At 38.9% G+C, this 15681-nt stretch carries 20 protein-coding genes; 6 read left to right on the top strand and 14 right to left on the bottom strand.

Features of this window, described 5'->3' with window-relative positions:
• Positions 1-100: 100 nt before the first annotated feature.
• The 4 genes from MSG93_RS03095 to MSG93_RS03080 are packed head-to-tail and all read left to right on the top strand — an operon-like array spanning position 101 to position 3946.
• Positions 101-592, top strand: a complete 492-nt coding sequence (locus tag MSG93_RS03095; RefSeq protein WP_324620544.1) for a translesion error-prone DNA polymerase V autoproteolytic subunit — start codon at positions 101-103, stop codon at positions 590-592.
• Positions 589-1887, top strand: a complete 1299-nt coding sequence (locus MSG93_RS03090) for a Y-family DNA polymerase (RefSeq protein ID WP_324620543.1) — start codon at positions 589-591, stop codon at positions 1885-1887. Before MSG93_RS03095 ends, MSG93_RS03090 begins: the two co-directional genes overlap by 4 nt.
• 46 nt (positions 1888-1933) lie before the next feature.
• On the top strand, positions 1934-3100 hold the full coding sequence (locus tag MSG93_RS03085) for a hypothetical protein (RefSeq protein WP_324620542.1): 1167 nt from the start codon (positions 1934-1936) through the stop codon (positions 3098-3100).
• A gap of 45 nt (positions 3101-3145) precedes the next feature.
• A complete protein-coding gene (locus MSG93_RS03080; protein WP_324620541.1) occupies positions 3146-3946 on the top strand; it encodes an HNH endonuclease signature motif containing protein in 801 nt (266 codons plus the stop codon).
• A gap of 152 nt (positions 3947-4098) precedes the next feature.
• Here the strand turns inward: MSG93_RS03080 and MSG93_RS03075 are convergent, their stop codons facing one another.
• The 14 genes from MSG93_RS03075 to MSG93_RS03010 form a co-directional block, all read right to left on the bottom strand.
• Entirely contained in the window at positions 4099-4467 is a 369-nt protein-coding gene (locus MSG93_RS03075; protein WP_324620540.1) for a hypothetical protein, read from the bottom strand.
• Positions 4467-4976, bottom strand: coding sequence for a glycoside hydrolase family protein (locus tag MSG93_RS03070; protein WP_324620539.1), 510 nt, complete (start codon positions 4974-4976; stop codon positions 4467-4469). The genes MSG93_RS03075 and MSG93_RS03070 overlap by 1 nt, the downstream gene beginning before the upstream one ends.
• Complete coding sequence (locus MSG93_RS03065) at positions 4960-5232, bottom strand: holin (RefSeq protein WP_324620538.1); 273 nt, start codon at positions 5230-5232, stop codon at positions 4960-4962. The genes MSG93_RS03070 and MSG93_RS03065 overlap by 17 nt, the downstream gene beginning before the upstream one ends.
• Positions 5233-5294: 62 nt before the next feature.
• Entirely contained in the window at positions 5295-8255 is a 2961-nt protein-coding gene (locus MSG93_RS03060) for a pyocin knob domain-containing protein (protein WP_324620537.1), read from the bottom strand.
• Between the two features lie 121 nt (positions 8256-8376).
• Entirely contained in the window at positions 8377-8916 is a 540-nt protein-coding gene (locus tag MSG93_RS03055) for a hypothetical protein (protein WP_324620536.1), read from the bottom strand.
• A complete protein-coding gene (locus MSG93_RS03050; RefSeq protein WP_324620535.1) occupies positions 8906-9499 on the bottom strand; it encodes a DUF2612 domain-containing protein in 594 nt (197 codons plus the stop codon). Before MSG93_RS03050 ends, MSG93_RS03055 begins: the two co-directional genes overlap by 11 nt.
• On the bottom strand, positions 9500-10684 hold the full coding sequence (locus tag MSG93_RS03045; protein ID WP_324620534.1) for a baseplate J/gp47 family protein: 1185 nt from the start codon (positions 10682-10684) through the stop codon (positions 9500-9502).
• Positions 10681-11067: a hypothetical protein gene (locus MSG93_RS03040; RefSeq protein ID WP_324620533.1), complete on the bottom strand. Its 387-nt coding sequence runs from the start codon at positions 11065-11067 to the stop codon at positions 10681-10683. The genes MSG93_RS03045 and MSG93_RS03040 overlap by 4 nt, the downstream gene beginning before the upstream one ends.
• 11 nt (positions 11068-11078) lie before the next feature.
• Complete coding sequence (locus MSG93_RS03035; protein ID WP_324620532.1) at positions 11079-11753, bottom strand: Gp138 family membrane-puncturing spike protein; 675 nt, start codon at positions 11751-11753, stop codon at positions 11079-11081.
• On the bottom strand, positions 11753-12658 hold the full coding sequence (locus MSG93_RS03030; protein WP_324620531.1) for a baseplate hub protein: 906 nt from the start codon (positions 12656-12658) through the stop codon (positions 11753-11755). Before MSG93_RS03030 ends, MSG93_RS03035 begins: the two co-directional genes overlap by 1 nt.
• An 83-nt stretch (positions 12659-12741) precedes the next feature.
• Positions 12742-13035, bottom strand: coding sequence for a phage baseplate plug family protein (locus MSG93_RS03025; RefSeq protein ID WP_324620529.1), 294 nt, complete (start codon positions 13033-13035; stop codon positions 12742-12744).
• Between the two features lie 2 nt (positions 13036-13037).
• Positions 13038-13679, bottom strand: coding sequence for a phage baseplate protein (locus MSG93_RS03020; protein WP_324620527.1), 642 nt, complete (start codon positions 13677-13679; stop codon positions 13038-13040).
• Between the two features lie 52 nt (positions 13680-13731).
• Entirely contained in the window at positions 13732-14562 is an 831-nt protein-coding gene (locus MSG93_RS03015) for a DUF6414 family protein (protein ID WP_324620526.1), read from the bottom strand.
• On the bottom strand, positions 14525-14719 hold the full coding sequence (locus MSG93_RS03010) for a hypothetical protein (RefSeq protein WP_324620524.1): 195 nt from the start codon (positions 14717-14719) through the stop codon (positions 14525-14527). Before MSG93_RS03010 ends, MSG93_RS03015 begins: the two co-directional genes overlap by 38 nt.
• A 239-nt stretch (positions 14720-14958) precedes the next feature.
• Between MSG93_RS03010 and MSG93_RS03005 the strand changes: the two genes are divergently transcribed.
• Together MSG93_RS03005 and MSG93_RS03000 are read left to right on the top strand one after the other, a co-directional pair.
• Positions 14959-15345, top strand: coding sequence for a hypothetical protein (locus MSG93_RS03005; RefSeq protein WP_324620522.1), 387 nt, complete (start codon positions 14959-14961; stop codon positions 15343-15345).
• Positions 15342-15668: a lysozyme inhibitor LprI family protein gene (locus MSG93_RS03000; RefSeq protein WP_324620520.1), complete on the top strand. Its 327-nt coding sequence runs from the start codon at positions 15342-15344 to the stop codon at positions 15666-15668. The genes MSG93_RS03005 and MSG93_RS03000 overlap by 4 nt, the downstream gene beginning before the upstream one ends.
• Positions 15669-15681 lie beyond the last annotated feature (13 nt).

Genomic DNA, 15681 nt, shown 5'->3' with positions numbered 1-15681 from the left:
AGTTATGACTTCCCTTTGTTTAAGCAGAAAATTTAAAATTTGTTAACTTTGTAGGCCATAGTCTATCATCTTGATTACGTAACAAATTCAAGAGGTATTTATGAGCTCATCATCCCAAATCATCGAAATCAAGAATCATTTTAGACGTGAGTACTTCTCTGATATAGGGTCTATTTCGCTTATTGAGCCCTCTATGCGAATGCAGATTTCTGTTGCTATCGAGAAAGTTTCGGCAGGCTTTCCATCACCAGCACAAGACTACATCGATAAAAAAATAGATATGAATGAGCACTTGATCCAGAATGAGTGCGCCACTTTCATTGTCAAAGTAGCATCACTATCAATGATAAACGCTGGTATTGATATTGATGATGAGCTCATTGTAGACCGCAGTCTTGAAGCCAAGCATAGAGATATCATTGTGGCATTGGTTGATAACGATTTCACAGTCAAACGGTTGATGATTGACGAAACAGGTATCTGGCTAAAAGCTGAAAATCCAGAATACAGCAATATTTATTTAAACGATGGACAACAATTAGAACTCTGGGGTGTAGTTACTTTTGTATTAAAGAATACAAGAAAGTCATGAAATCCGAAAATAAAGTATTCGCACTCGTTGATGTGAACAATTGCTACGTCAGCTGCGAACGCATGTTTAATCCAAGCTTACGAGACAAGCCGGTTATTGTGCTTAGCAATAATGACGGTTGTGCTGTTGCCCGATCAAATGAAGCCAAAGCACTAGGTATCAGGATGGGAGTTCCCCTCTTTCAGATTAAGGATATTGTCCAAAAACATAATGTCCAAGTTCACTCGAGTAACTATGCTCTCTATGCCGAGATGTCTCGCCGTTTTCACAAGATCCTTGGTCAATATGTTACAGAAGCCGAGCAAGAAATTTATTCAATTGATGAATGCTTTTTAGACCTGACAGCTTATTACCAGAATTATGATTTAACCGAGTATGGCCAAGACATGCGACAGAAGATCTTAAAATGGATTGGCCTTCCAGTATGTGTTGGCATAGGACGGTCAAAAACAGAAGCAAAAATCGCAAATCATATCGCAAAGAAGAATCCAAGCTTTGAGGGTGTTTGTGATTTGGTGAATATAGATCTGTGCAATAAAGAGGATTACCTTGCGAATATCGATGTGTCAGAGGTTTGGGGTGTCGGACGCAAAATATCAAAGAAGCTTCAAGCAATGGGCGTTAATACAGTACTTGATTTAGCTAGCTCAGATCCGCGTGAGATGCAAAAGCGATTTTCTATTGTGATGGCGCGAACAGTTGCAGAGCTTCAAGGTATCTCATGTATTGAGATTGAACATACTCCACCGAGTAAAAAACAGATTGTGGCCAGCCGATCATTTGGATCTCGAGTAACTGAACTGACAGATTTAAAAGAAGCTATCTCAATGTATGCTCAAGATGCATGCACCCGGTTGAGAAGTGAGGAGTTACTTTGCGGGACCATCATTGCATTTGTACAATCCAATCCATTTGATCCGAATGTACCGTTTTATAATAAGTCTGTAAGTTATACGTTTCCAGAACCTACAGACTTTGCGCCAGATTTAGCGAAAGCAGCCACATTGATGCTGAATCATATTTTTAAGGAAGGAATCAAATACAAGAAGTGCGGCGTGTTGTTGACTTGTTTAGAGCCCAAAAGTGGTCATACATATGATCTATTAACAGATTTTGATGAGATAGAGAAAAAAGAAAGGCTGATGAAAGCTATGGAATGTGTTCATCAGAAATTTGGTAAGAAAAAGATAGGAATAGGTCCCTGCTTTGTGCCCAACCGGAATTGGTCTATGAGCCGGGATAAATTAAGTAGGAATCCCTTTAGATGGGATGAATTATTGACCATTAAAGACTAAACAATTAATATATAAATAAAAATTCAGTTAAAGAGACAATAGATTTATGTCACAGGAAAACACCGTTGAAGAAAATTTTCAGTTAAAAGAAGCTGAAATCATAACTATAATTAACCATATAAAAAACAATAAGGAATTAATCTCTAGAGATGGAGATCGATTATTTCAAACAATATCTAGTGGATTCTCTTCTTTAAGAAAAAGTGTAAACATAAAGAAAAACCTGTATGGTAAGAACCTAAAATTTGTAATAGAAATATATAATGATATATTTTCAAAACTGGATGCGATTCTAAAAAATGATTTAGAAATAATAGGATATTCAATGGAAAACCCTCTACAGGAAGACCATTATTTTGAATTTACAGTATGGGATGTATTATCCAACATAGAATATGAAGTTAAGGAAAACATAAGTAACTATGACTTCGATTTATTATGGGATGAACTATCAACAAAGTTTTTAAATTTTGAAGAAAATTTTAGTAAAAATGATTATCTTGATGCAAATATCACTGATAAAAAAAATTTAGCTAAAATAATGTTAAAATTAAGAAATGATTTGCTTGAAAGAACATCTGGTGATGTCAAAATCAAAGATTTAAATAAAAACACAAATCTTGAAACATTAAAAGCATTTAGTGAGCTTAAAAAATTAAAATTTCAGCTTCAAGAAATAAAAGATAGTCATGAAATGCTATCTAAAATAAAAGAAAATGTAGCCATTGAAAACACATATGAGCTACAAAATGGTTATCAAGATGAAGTACTTAACACATCAAGAAAAATAAACAAATTAAACGTGATTATTGTATCTCTATTTTCCGTAATAACATTACTAATCACCCTAAAAATAATATTTATAATTTTTCAAAAAGATTTATTTAAAGACTTATATAATTTCCTAACTTATTTATCTTTACTGCTTTCCTTGTCTGCACTTATTATATATTTTATTAAAGAAAGAAATAGGCTGATTAAACTTCATGATTACTTCAATTTAACAGTATTGGAACTAAAAACATTACCTCAATATATGAGAGAGCTAGATTCAGCACAACGTAAAAATTTAATCATCAACTTATCATCAAGCTTTTTCAAAGGATCTAATAAATTTCTACCAACGAATGAACAGGAACAAAATATAAGCAATACAGATATATCTAATATAGTATCAAATACGATTAAATTCATTAATGAACAAAAGAAATAGTGATCACACGAAATTTTATATTACTAATTAAATATGGAAATCAAAATGAGTAAATCTAGACCAAAAATCCCAGAAAGCATCAAAAGACAAGTAAGACAAAATTCATTTTTTGGATGTGTTATTTGCGGAATGCCTTTTTATGAGTATGAACACATAGAGGAGTATTCAGTTGTTCAAGAACATACCGTTGATAATATTATTTTACTTTGCCCTAATCATCACTCCTCAAAAACAACACATAAGTTATCAAAGGAACGCTTGATACATGGGCAAAAAAAACCTTATAACTCCCAGAAACCAAATACAACTCCATATAAAATAGAACCATCAAAAAAGATTGATGTCAATCTAGGTACTAATTCATGTTTAGGCTGGGATCACGCGAAATACAATGAGCATCATGTTATTTGGATTAATGGCCAGTCATTTTTTACACTACATTCAGATGATGGATGGTTATCAACTTCATTAAGAATAACTGATCAAAATGGAGTTATTTTATTAAATGTAATCCAGGGTGAATTGGTTGTAAGCACGAACATTTTTGACTATACCTATGAAGGTAATAACATTAAGATTCGTGATAACTCTGATAAACGAATAATTCTTGATATAAGAATAGCTGATAACAAAGTTGAGATTCATCAAGCATTATTTTTACATGAAGGTTGTGATGGCTTCATCATTCAACAAGGGATGTTATATACCATATGTGATAAAAATATGCGTGGCATGAGTATGGGTAGTTCTTGCTATTACAATCAAAATGGTGCATGGGGTGTTTTAAACACTAGAAAATATCCAGAAATAACAAATCCTGGTGGATTTGGTTTTTTTACAAGTTAAGCCCTCCTCAGAGGGCTTTTCCTATTTCTATCCATGCATCCACTTTGGTTGCACATTCATTGCCTTTAGCTACGATATCAACCGCCCAAAGGGTAACAACCTTTCCTATCCCATCGTCCAGTGTGCTGAACTTTTCACAAGGCTGCATCAAGTTAGCTGGAATTACGGGTTTCGATAAGGCTGTTGATCTGCTGCAGCCCGTCATCATCAATACAGCGGTTGAGATAAATAGGACGCTCAACGATCTTTTGCACTGTACGTGTAACCGTTTCGACTTTTGTACGTTGTTCTGACCTAAGCTTTTCATAATCAGCGCTCACTTTATTAACTTTATCTTGCTGCTTGGCCAATGCCTCAACCTGTGCATGTTCGATCTTTTGTATCTGTGCAATGCATTTCTGCTCAGCTTCTTTGAGCAAGCCAGATTTATGGTTGAGTACCGCCAAAGCGATAATCAAAAAAATGGCGAGAACACCAATAATGATTTCTCGCCAGAATTTTACTGCAATAACTAACCCCATCACTGTGCCCTCATACACTTGTCATAACGTTCTAACTGACGTTTCCACACGCCGTAACAGCCATTCGCCCGGATAGAACAGTCACGCTTAGCAACGTACTTGTATTTCAATAACGAAGCACATGCCGCTTTGTAGTTCCCTGCTTTTAAGTTGCGCAACATTGATGAGTTGGCAAAAGCTGTGGTGCCGTATTGGTAAGAAAAGTCCAGATAAACGTCATATTCAGTTTGTGATAACTTCACGCCTTTCAATGAGTTCTTGAATGGGATCTCACGCTTGGCTACATCATGCCGTAGCCACTTGTCTGCAGTGGCGCGGGTAATCGGTGGATCTGACATTTTAACGGCGGTTCCATCAGGCTTGAACGTTGAACCATGCCCTTGTGTAGGCCGATCACCAGGAACGGGGATAACCGGATGAGCGGTAAACCCTTCCTTCTCTTTTACTCGCGCAAAAAAAAGGGCCGAAGCCCCCAATAACACTGCAGCAATTTTAGTCTTGTTTGACATTGCACCCACCTTTTAAGTTATTAATACGTAATTTGTATTCAGCTTTACGCATCTCATGTTCGACTTTTTCACGTCGATTTTTTTGCCAAGCGAAATAAAACTGGATTGCTAAACCAATGACGGCAATGATTAAACCGCCCCAAGCGATAACATCAATTTTTGCGATAAATCCCAGAAACGATCCCACCCCAGTAGTCGCTGTTACTTTTTGCGATATTGTTGCTGCACTAACCCCGAGTGCAGAGTTTTCAGACATTTCACTTCTCCAGAAAATAAAAAAGCCTTAGCAAAGGCTAAGGCTGTTGTTGATTTTGATTTTTAAGCAAATTTAAGAACTAAACGTGCATTTCCACCTGAGTTGATTTTTACGGCGATTCTCGATGTAGCTACCTTGGACAATACCTGGATATTTGAAGATTGTTCAATCACTTCAAATTCTTGGCCAACTAAATAATGTGGCAACTCGATAACATCAATCTGATTCATGATATGCCAATCCAAGAACATAAAGTCGCCGTACTGAGACCGAACAATATAGTCACATGTACGGTTCGCTTTACGCTTGAAGTAAATCCGATATGCAACACATGAGTAATGTTCACCAGCATTCAGTGATGTAAGACCATCCACTAGATATGGGTAAACTTTAGATTCTGTCTCACTAATCTGAATACCTTTGCTTGTTCGTGAATTTCGAATATCTGGTGCCGCATCAAGAATAGGCAGATAACCAATTGCATAACCAATGGTGTCATTGAGCATAATCAAACGGTCAGGTAGTACGGCCCCTGCTTCGGTTTTACCTACATCAAAATCGATTCGACTTGATATACTCAAAGAGTCAATGACGGATGGAATTGAAAAATCAAATGACTGTGAATCATGAGTAAAAGCTATTGAACGAGGCACATAATATTTAACTGGACCACTGATGCCCAGCTTTAAACGGGCAGCCTGTGTGAACATCAGATCTTGTGCAGCAATTGATTTATATGTGAAGAAATTAGAAGGAATTACACATCCTCCCTCATCATCAAATATATAGTTCATTGATACATTCAGTGCTGATTCGGCTTCGTAAGGAACTTTATATGATCCTTTGTTTGCAATCACCCATTCAACAATTGCATTCTTTTCCATCAGGTCATAGCTTTCAAGAACCGATACTGATTTTTTGTATGGCCAGTCCCCAGTTTTATCTGTGACTAACTCCCCATCTACCAAATGCTGTATAGAATGGTTTTTAAGCATTGGCCGCCACTGGTTATTTGTTACTGCAGTTGGGGTAATATTCGCTGTACTAGTAGCACCGCTAACATGAGTTAGTGCTGGCAATGTGCTGCTATAGGAACGGTTTTCTGTTCGACAGGTCACTGCAAGACTGTTCACACCAATAACCTGAATAATGACCCATTGATATGTGCCATCACTCCAAACCGATCCAATATCTGAATCTGTTTTTCCGTGACCATTTGCTGTTAAAACTGATTTACCATAACCATGATTTGCGCCAATCGTTGCACCCATCATTCGCACTGGTGCAGAATCATCGCCACATAAACGCATATTCTGACCATCAAAATCATCAGCGACAAAATTGAAAACTGATGAGACCAAGCTGCTGATTGGCGTATAAACACTGATATTCAATTTCGCTTTTAGATCCGAAACATAGTTTTGGATATATCCGACACCTTCAATTAATGAAAGCTTATTTCTAACTGTAGCAATATCAGTTGTCAGATACTCAGAATCAACCAAGGTGAGCGTTTGTCCAAATGGAATGTATTGAGTAGCAACACTTCCCTCTTCAAACTGTATCTTAGACCAGCCTTTAATGCTTGCTGACTCAAGAGCAATTACGGCATAGTTTGCCCCTGGCGGCGCTGTAACAGTTATCGGCATACTGTTATCATTTATATAAAGTAGTGCCGGATCTGTTGTAATTGAATTTGTAGTAAAGAATGAAATTCCTTGTCTACCACGCTGGCCATCAAGTGTATATTGCTTACCTGCAACGACCGGCATAAAGCCAGAGACTGTCCAGCCTGCTGAAGGACTCAGAGATCCATTAACTGAAGATAGAAAATAGTTACGTAAAATTTTGCTTTCATCGAACAGGTTTACTGACTCAAATACTTTTTCATAGTCTTTAGCCAAAGCAGGCAACAAAGAACTATCTTTAATGACAGTCCCTGTTTCAGAATAAGGCGTATAGCTGGTTGACTCTTCACCTAACTCAACTTGCAGATTTGTAAGTTCCACACTACTTTCATGTTTAGTGTTAATCACCAGGTACCCGACATTTGCAGGCACAGTAATTGTTACTGGTGAAACAAGCCCTAAAGACTGATAATTTTGCCCTTGCACATCGGTAGTATTTTTAAAAAAAGCAATTGCCGGCGCAACCGTTGCAGCATTTGTCCATGAAATCGTATATTTACGTCCCGCACCAACTGGAATATGTGCTGAACGTTTTGCATTGGTGACAGCGGCTATAGCACCTGTAGCAGACAAGCGAGAATTATTTACAACAGTCCCTGTGTTAAACATATTCTTGGATACTTTATAAGAAATTGCAGACATTGCAGCATTCGTAGAAGCTGCGACCTCCTCGCTTAAAGCGAGTTTTTTAAAAGTTGGGAAATTAAGTGAAGCGTTAGAGGTCCTCACATATACATCGTTTGTAAAGGATGGCTTGAACTCCTGTGATATAAAGTTTCCTGATGCACTCACGTCCAGATGAAATGCCTTATTTACAGGCAATCCACCAATAGTTGCAGCAATTGCATCCGAATTACAGACGTACTCACCACGCACAATAATTTGGTCAATTGATGTGAATTCCCCAGCATTAATTACATGCGTTTTAAAAGCAGCACTAGAATTTACGTAATCTTTTGCCTGGTCATATTCACTTTTACCTGTGTCATGCCATGCAGGTGTAGTATCTAGATCTCGTGTTTCCCATATCCAAACTTTAAAAGTATCAAATGCTTTACCTACTACTGGCTCTGCATCAGGAACATAAGCTAATAATTCTGCCTGAGTTGAAAATGGTACATATAAGCCACTTTCAACAGACTCATTAATTACTTTTTTGAAATACTCGATTTCATCAGCAACATCAGATTTAATATTTTCAATATCTTCAAGCGCTTCATCAATCAAAGTGATATCAGCTTTACCATCTAGGCCTGCCAATACTTTACGCAAGATCATCAGAATGTCTGCAAGGCTATTGGCATTGCTTAAAATGGCGCTCCAATTCGTTGCCATGCTTTTCTCCAGGCAATAAAAAATCACCTCATTGGGTGATTAGAACAACTATTACGGCTGTAAATAATTTTGCCGCGACGAATAATAAAAAATTTAAGTTACGACTAACTGGCTCAATCATTTACCTCAATTCAGTCCAGAGCCAAACATTAGCACCCTCGTAACGGTACTCTGAATCAGCGGAAACAATAGCCGTTAGCGGAAAAGCAGAAGCGGAACTTGCTTGAGCTATCGTAACTCTTATGTCATTCACATAAATTGATGCAACAGCAGAATTTACGGTGGGTGTAATAGTCACTAAAATTGGTCGTCCAGTTAGATTCCGATATGTCTCGCCAACCACCCTTGAAGCCGTTACATCTTCATAGGACTGCTCTATGCCAAGCGACTTCGGTGCATTTTCTAAATCTTGAATTCTAAGTCCAAGTTCTTCATCACTTTCAGTTCTTGCATTAACCTCTTCACTGATTGCCGTGACATTTTCATTTACTTGATCAACGACTTCATTTAACTTTTTGGTCAAAGCGTTAAATAACCAGTTGAACCACTGACGTGCGGGCTGTAATTTAGATGGGAATCCCTTATTTAAATCTAAGCCATCGGTATTACTGCTTTTTTCATCTGCTAGATTTGCAAATTCGGTTAATTTTTCAATACTCATCTTCACCCTCGAATATCAACCTTACCCCAGAAGGTAAAGGGAACATTAATCGGACTAACTCCCGTTCAAACACTTCATAACTGGCTAAAAAGCTAAAAGTTATAGTCATGTCTTTGTTGTCTTTAAACTTGAATGGTTTATCGATCACAAGAGAAATAATTTCTTTCGCTGATAACTCAGTACAATCACTTTTATTCAGCAAAATCTTGGCTTTAATCACTTTTTTAAATAGCTTGGGGGGCATCTTAAGCGCCGTATAGCCACTCATCCCCGACTCACGCCAAAACCCTGATTTAAAACTTGGGTCATCAGTTTCGCGCCACGGCAACGATGCTGGCTGACCCTGAAAGCCGAAATAAGGAACTGGTACTGAGTTAGGGATCGAGTTCGGTGCACCCACCCAATCCGCAATAATCTGCAGTTGGTCTCCCTTAGCCGTTTCCAGATCGAATTTACTACCAATGTCATTAAGACATTCCAGACAATCAATTAAAGGATTGAGAGAGGCTTCTACCGTCTCTCTATATTTCGGCTTATCTCGATGCTGGCTGGTCAGCAATGCGATGTATTTACTTGCATCCACTTAGAATCCCCCAGACGTATTAATCTCAATATTGTCTGTATCGCAATAAGCCACGGCGTTAAATGCCAAGCTATAGTCACCATCGATGGGCACATCATTAGCAATAATTTGGATTGAATCGATCTGATAGGTTTCCGAGTCAAGATTTCCGAACAGGCCTGCAGGAATCCATAACTTGTTCATCATGATCCGATCACCGATATCTAGTTGGTTCACATAGTCAGCAAGATTTTGCTTAATGTTGTTTTCAATCTCTTTGGTATATTCCGAAGAGCCAACGATATTCAGCTTAAAGCCGATGTTGATGATGTCTGGCCGATATAGTGAAACGATTTCCTCGTCTCCAAAAGAGTTGATCACCGTAACGTTTAGGTTACCGTACCAGCCACAGCCCAAGCTTTTTTTCGCCCGCATAACATCAGCAATCTCTGTGGCATCACCGCCAGCAACAACGACACAAAGGCTATGAGATGGAATACCTAAGCCATTTGTAGAGTCCGTGTCATTCTCATATGTTTTGCAACGAGAAATACCAGGTAAGCTAAAGATTGCCCCTTTGATACTATCTGTCTTTGATTGCGAAGGAATGGCCACTGAAAGTGCTTGGCGTTGTCTCAGTTTTGCATCGGACTCCACAGACATACCCAATGACGATGCAGCGGGATTATTTACCCCTTTCCAGCCCCGTGTAGGCTTACCGATAATTTTAACGGTATTGCTCATGGCTAGAACGGCACCTGGATTCTTGGCTGTAGCAGTAATGACAGATTTTCCAGAATCGCCAATCGTCACAAACTCAGGAAAAATCCATTGCGTGCCGTTGTCATCTAAAGCATAGCCTTTGGTAATTTCTGTGCCTGGTATACCTGTTATTTCCAAATCCACTGTAGAAAAAGTTGGTACCTGCCGAGCAATCCCGTTTATGGCCACATTCCGTGACAAGGCATCCTTACTGGCTGTCTTCGGTGAAAATGTCGAATAAAGATCAATAATCACGCCATTCACATCTGCAATAGCCCGGGAAAATACGCCGATCCATTGCCCGTCCTGGCTGTCATTTTCAAGATAAGCATCTTCACCATAGATGCTTTTGTATTGTGTCTTGAGATAATCAACAATCTCATAATAGGTCGGTGCAACGGGACCACTGTCTGTAATGACCGGTGCAACAGTTGTTAAAGTCATGTTGTTAAATCCCCGTTAAGATATGCTTCGCCGTAGACCGTATTTACCGTCATAGTTACCGTTAAACGGCGCGTATCTGGATCAAGCGAGCTTTGAAAGTCCATTATGTTGACTACACCAGGCGTTTCTAAAACACGTTGCCTGAGCGTGAGCTCGTAAAGATTCTTTGAGTGTTTGCCGACTATTGACTGGTTCCATCCGGTACCATCTGCAGTATCAGCAAACCACTCACCAAGCCACAGTTTTAACCGGGATAAAATTGCCTGCGCCACAGTCCCTGGTGTATTCACAAGAAAGTCATTCTTGCCAGATCCAAAGACATAGTCGCCATCACTTGAAAGTTTTCTATAGCGCATAAAAAAAGACGCTTTCGCGCCCCTCATATTGATAACTATTATTCTGGTGGACCTGATGTACTAGATCCGGATTGAACACCTTTGTGCTTATGACCAAACAGGCTGACCGCTTTGGCCAAAACATCTTCAAGCGACTTAATTAATCCATTCACCGTCAATGTCTTTTTCATTTCCACATCACAATGAAAGATAGCTTTCTGGCCAATGAAATTGATTATTCCACCAGGTGTGATTTGAATCTTCGTCGCATTGTCATCACTTCGGATCTCGAGATTATCTGACGATATATCAGATATCTTTTTATCCTGTGATTGCGGTCGAAAAAAGGCAAAACCATCAGATAAATCATGATGCCGAGTGTCAAAGGGGTTCTGAACCCCGCCAGATTGCCACCAGTTGTCGATATTGCGCGATGAGAAGCTGACAAGACACTCATCCCCTATATTTATCGGATGTGTGATGGTGAAGCCACCAGCGCATGGAAACATGACTGGCACATCCTGCAGTATTGGAATTTCCAGCATTTCAATACCGCCGTCTGGTGTCCGTGCCGGTACACGGATTAAAGGCTTAGCTTCTACCGTGACAGCATTGGGATCATAACTTACTACTTCACAGGGCAATGACGTCCACACCCCCAACACTTCTGCAGTAACCGCATCTTTGATAATACTGAGCAGATCCGGCGAACGCTCATTGACTGTTAATGCCATCAACCTGCTCCTGGTGCCGGTGTCCAACTTTCGTCCACGGCAGTGAGTGTAATACCTGTTAAAGGTACTACTGCCCCGAGTGCCGTGCATACCATGTTGCTATACCACTCATCCCCACGTGTATCACCGCTGTGCTCGATTGCTTGAATCACAAAAATACCCTTGGCATTGGTTGCCAGTTTAGGAGTTTTATACGGTTGATCTTTCCCCTGACCTTCATATGCAATGTCGTAGTTTTCAGACTGCATGTTCCGAGTATCAATCCTGATTCTATCCATCCGTTTTAACTTTGGATTCAACAAGCATTTAACAATAACACCCTCACTGGTGAGCTGTGGCATTCCCACCATACCTGTCTCAGAACTTAGGTCAAAGATTGACTGAATCGAGAATTTATCCAGTTCAGTTGAATTGAGTACCCCTTCTGAATAATCATAAGTGACGTTATTCTCGCGACCGACACGCTCAATCAGACCATGAAAGCTACCAAACAAGGTCCGTCCCCGCGGATACTTTTGATCACTTAACTGGACCAGATCCCCCGCATCAATACCGTATTTCTTTGCCTCCTCAACAATCAGATCGCTAAGCCCTTGAATTGGAGTGCCTGCAGGAATTGATTGATTAATGATTGCATCATTACGCACCTGATCACCAGCAATAGCCAGAATGCAAAGATAAGTATCAACTGGACTGTAACGGCCACGGCGGTATTGAAAAACACGGCCCTTAAAAATAACCTCAGGTTCATCCTTCCCATAACTGCAGGCTAAAATAACTTGGGTATTCTTTTTATCGTCATCTACACCAGCCAACTTATTCATGGTTTCATGCGATAAGTTGTAGATATAGATCTCTGCAGCCTTGGGTTGATCTCTTGTAGGCTGACTAACAACAAATGTCATTTTAAAATCAGTAAAATCTAAAGCATCAGGTGCATTCTCATCAACCTGAATTGTCAGCCTGCAGTTACGTATCCATTGTGTTGTCATGAGTCACTCCAATACAGTTTGATGTTTGAACCTAAATCGCTAAATGACTGGCTTTCATCTTCGTTAGTATTGAGCACATACATTGAACCTTTAATGATGTGCTGATGTTGAGCCAGTAGATTGTCACCAACGAGCATCGGCAAACCCGTGATTAAGCGATTCTCTGCAGTATCAAAAATATCTAAATACCAGCGGTCCGCACGATAGATAAGTTGCAACTTGAATTGTGCGGTACCAAGCTTGATATTAAATTTTTGATTGCCGTAATTAAGTGGAATTTCATAGTCCATCTTTATTCACCAAATAATACTGATTTGATAAAACCCGTAGTTTTACTCAGTGCCGACTCATTGAGTGGTTTCGCCTGAACCGTTCCGCCGTCTGTTACACCTGCAGTAGCTTCCGGACTTGCCTGATTCTCGATGGCAATGAAAGTTGTTTGTGTACTGACCATAATCACTTTTTTAAATGTGATATCGATCATCAAGACGTTTTCAGTCTGCAGATCCGTAGTACAGGCCAGCGATTTAATAAGCATATTGGTATATAGGCGCTTACCGGTTGAGATGATGAGCGGTAAAGCCTGATCCTGTAGCTGCAGCAAAGTTTGATATACGATAGTCAAGCTTGTATTACCACCCAAAATAGTTTCACCAAGAAACCCGTTAAGAGTGCCGGTACTCTCCGACCAGCCGACTTTCATCGTTACCTCTGGTGGCTCTTTATAGGCATGATCTGAAATGGCCGCACCAACTTCTGTTGGATGTTCGGTAATTTTTAGCTCATCCTTATGCTTTTCTTCGACAGTTACATCGGCAAACAAGCCCATGATTGTTCGTCCACGCCCAGACAGTAGTAACGAACCAAGGATCTCTGTATTTGGTAAGGACGTGACAGCGCCTAGGCCACTATCAATTAAAGTACCTATTGACATATTTCACCTATAAAAAAACCCACCAAAAGGTGGGTTGATTTTCTAAAAACTCTTAATCTTTCTTGTGTGGCTTTAAGACTCTAAAAATAGCAATAGGGGTCATTCCGTAAGCCTTAGCTGGTCTTCCAAATTGCTCTTTCATCATTTTAGTGAAAGTCTCAACCATTTCATTCACATCATTAGATGATTCAATAATACGTTCCTGATCATTTGGGATTGCATCTAATACACCTAAAACATGCCACTCACCTGCCATGATATCGCCATGTTTAAAATTGAGATCATGTACGCTATTTATCATCTCGCTTCGACTCAAAGTCATCCAGACTTCTTCATCCATATTTCCATTATTAAAAAAACGTGCTTGCAAAGCAAATGGAATCCCTTTCATAAATGCTACTAAAGGATTCATAAGTTTCTTTAAATTATTTTTAGCTGTTTTCTCATGGGGCTTAGAATCAGGCATTTGACCTATACCAAATTCAATAGCTGGATCTAATATATCTTTCATCCCAGCAATATCTACAACACCAAGCTTACCTTTTAATAAAACTAAATTTCCCAATTGCTCTTCATTTAGGTCGAAACCAATAAAACCCAATTCATCCAAACGATCCATCATTTCTCTTGGCATAGTTACAGAAGCATCAAAGACATCCTCGCTTCCAAGCCCAGCTCCATTTTTATATGAGGTTTTCGCTGTTGCTATTGTAGGTACACTCCCAGAAAATTCACTGGTCATATCATCAGAAGTAGAACTAGTATTTTTTCTACTAGTAATCGCACCATTACCTGTTAATTGTGCGTAAAAAGAATTAATTTTGAGTTTATCTAAATAAAAGAAATCAAAGATTGATTCGATGTCTTGTAATTCTTGCGCCACGTTTGATATTTCCTTCAGCTTTTTCGCGAGTTTCATTATACTTCGCTAAGCCGTCTTGCATAGCTTTTTGATATGCATCAATAGCTTCTACAAAACCTTTAGTTGTTTCATCCATTTTTTCTTGTTGTTTAGCCCTATTCAAAAAAGAAAAATTCATGTTCGTTCTCCCATAGAACTACTATCTGAAATTATGATTCTAAAGTATTTTAAATCTGCGGTATATGGTTTAAGAATTTAAAATAGTTAAACCCTTTAAGATTTTTGTTAAAAGGCTTAAATGTGTTTTAATTTCAGCAATTTCTAGAGTTTAAGGAAAAAGCATTGAGCGACTCAAGACCAAGGTGTCCATCTTGTAATAGTAAGCAAACAAGAGTTACCCCAAGCAAATCGAACATATTGGCAACGCGCTATTCGTGCAAAGGGTGCGGTGATTATTTCTTTATTGAAAATGAAATCCCAAGCGTTAAAGGTGGTTGTCTAGGATCAATCGTAAAAATAATTGTCTTCATCGTTGTTGTAATGATTGGTATATCTGTGTTTATTGCCAAAGATAGAAAAAGTGATAACAGCTCACCATCGACAAGCCAGGAAGAAAAATCAACCCAAGATAATAGCGACCAAATACGAGATGCTGAAGCAGCCGTAGAAGCCGAGCGATCTGAAAAAGCGGCTCATGAATACATCCCAACTGAAGAAGATTATAAGAAACTAGAACAGACTCAAAAGGTCCATAAATCAGATAATCTAACTATTGTAGAAACCACTAGAGATTCCGTAGAATGAAAAAACTATTACTCCTCACCACCTTGGCTTTCTGTAGCTCAACTTATGCAGGTAGTTTTGAGGATATGCAAAAGTTAGATAAAGAAATAAAAAATCTTAAAAGTGAGCTTAACCTCGTTTATAAAAAAGCCTATTCGCAAACTGAAGCCAAACATGAATTGGATGATGCTCAAAAAGCATGGTTGAAATTCAAAGAACAACAATGCGGTGATTTTGTCGTTGCTGACACACAAGGTAGCCCAGCTACTGGCATCTATGACTTAACTTGCCAGTCAATACTTTATAAACACCGCATTGAATTCTTCAAAGAGATGTTCAACTAATAAAGAGATAAAG

This window comes from Acinetobacter sp. IK40, from assembly GCF_035615075.1.
GTDB lineage: Bacteria > Pseudomonadota > Gammaproteobacteria > Pseudomonadales > Moraxellaceae > Acinetobacter > Acinetobacter courvalinii.
The sequence above is the reverse complement of the archived record's forward strand: the minus strand, read 5'-3'. Positions and strand labels throughout refer to the sequence as shown.

Bases quoted from the DNA above. Each gene is read 5' to 3' on its own strand.
- MSG93_RS03010 (WP_324620524.1), bottom strand. From the start codon at position 14,719: ATGAATTTTTCTTTTTTGAATAGGGCTAAACAACAAGAAAAAATGGAT.
- MSG93_RS03040 (WP_324620533.1), bottom strand. From the start codon at position 11,067: ATGAGGGGCGCGAAAGCGTCTTTTTTTATGCGCTATAGAAAACTTTCA.
- MSG93_RS03095 (WP_324620544.1), top strand. From the start codon at position 101: ATGAGCTCATCATCCCAAATCATCGAAATCAAGAATCATTTTAGACGT.
- MSG93_RS03030 (WP_324620531.1), bottom strand. From the start codon at position 12,658: ATGACATTTGTTGTTAGTCAGCCTACAAGAGATCAACCCAAGGCTGCA.
- MSG93_RS03065 (WP_324620538.1), bottom strand. From the start codon at position 5,232: ATGTCTGAAAACTCTGCACTCGGGGTTAGTGCAGCAACAATATCGCAA.
- MSG93_RS03020 (WP_324620527.1), bottom strand. From the start codon at position 13,679: ATGTCAATAGGTACTTTAATTGATAGTGGCCTAGGCGCTGTCACGTCC.
- MSG93_RS03085 (WP_324620542.1), top strand. From the start codon at position 1,934: ATGTCACAGGAAAACACCGTTGAAGAAAATTTTCAGTTAAAAGAAGCT.
- MSG93_RS03070 (WP_324620539.1), bottom strand. From the start codon at position 4,976: ATGTCAAACAAGACTAAAATTGCTGCAGTGTTATTGGGGGCTTCGGCC.
- MSG93_RS03060 (WP_324620537.1), bottom strand. From the start codon at position 8,255: ATGGCAACGAATTGGAGCGCCATTTTAAGCAATGCCAATAGCCTTGCA.
- MSG93_RS03035 (WP_324620532.1), bottom strand. From the start codon at position 11,753: ATGGCATTAACAGTCAATGAGCGTTCGCCGGATCTGCTCAGTATTATC.
- MSG93_RS03080 (WP_324620541.1), top strand. From the start codon at position 3,146: ATGAGTAAATCTAGACCAAAAATCCCAGAAAGCATCAAAAGACAAGTA.
- MSG93_RS03025 (WP_324620529.1), bottom strand. From the start codon at position 13,035: ATGGACTATGAAATTCCACTTAATTACGGCAATCAAAAATTTAATATC.
- MSG93_RS03075 (WP_324620540.1), bottom strand. From the start codon at position 4,467: ATGGGGTTAGTTATTGCAGTAAAATTCTGGCGAGAAATCATTATTGGT.
- MSG93_RS03090 (WP_324620543.1), top strand. From the start codon at position 589: ATGAAATCCGAAAATAAAGTATTCGCACTCGTTGATGTGAACAATTGC.
- MSG93_RS03055 (WP_324620536.1), bottom strand. From the start codon at position 8,916: ATGAGTATTGAAAAATTAACCGAATTTGCAAATCTAGCAGATGAAAAA.
- MSG93_RS03000 (WP_324620520.1), top strand. From the start codon at position 15,342: ATGAAAAAACTATTACTCCTCACCACCTTGGCTTTCTGTAGCTCAACT.
- MSG93_RS03045 (WP_324620534.1), bottom strand. From the start codon at position 10,684: ATGACTTTAACAACTGTTGCACCGGTCATTACAGACAGTGGTCCCGTT.